This is a genomic window from Pseudoalteromonas sp. S558 (assembly GCF_005886635.1).
GTDB classification, from domain to species: domain Bacteria; phylum Pseudomonadota; class Gammaproteobacteria; order Enterobacterales; family Alteromonadaceae; genus Pseudoalteromonas; species Pseudoalteromonas aliena.
The window spans coordinates 1-334 of sequence record NZ_PNDU01000474.1; the positions used below are offsets into that span (position 1 = coordinate 1).

Genomic DNA, 334 nt, shown 5'->3' on the forward strand with positions numbered 1-334 from the left:
GAGTGGCTGTCTAGTTTAGTTTTTTTGGGATAACGACCAGTTAATCGGTGAATGCCAACACGGAGAATATACCTGGTATATTAATCTACCGAATCAATTTCACCCAGTAGCGCTAATTAAAAAAGGCGAGGTGTATTACTACCACCTAGACCAACTTAACACCCCACGTTTTGTTACTAATAACAAAGCAGAAGTCGTATGGGAAAACCAAGCCGATGCGTATGGTTTTGAGGAGCCAGAAGCCGAGTCTGAGTCAAATAAAGAGAACAGCTTTACTCAGCCAATACGTTTTCAGGGGCAATATTTAGACGAGGAAAGCGGCTTACATTACAAC

Annotated in this window: 1 protein-coding gene; it reads left to right on the forward strand. The window is 41.9% G+C overall.

What is annotated here, in order from left to right:
* Positions 1-130: 130 nt before the first annotated feature.
* A partial coding sequence (locus tag CWB66_RS20945; protein WP_252371816.1) for an RHS repeat domain-containing protein occupies positions 131-334 on the forward strand: 204 nt, incomplete at its 3' end.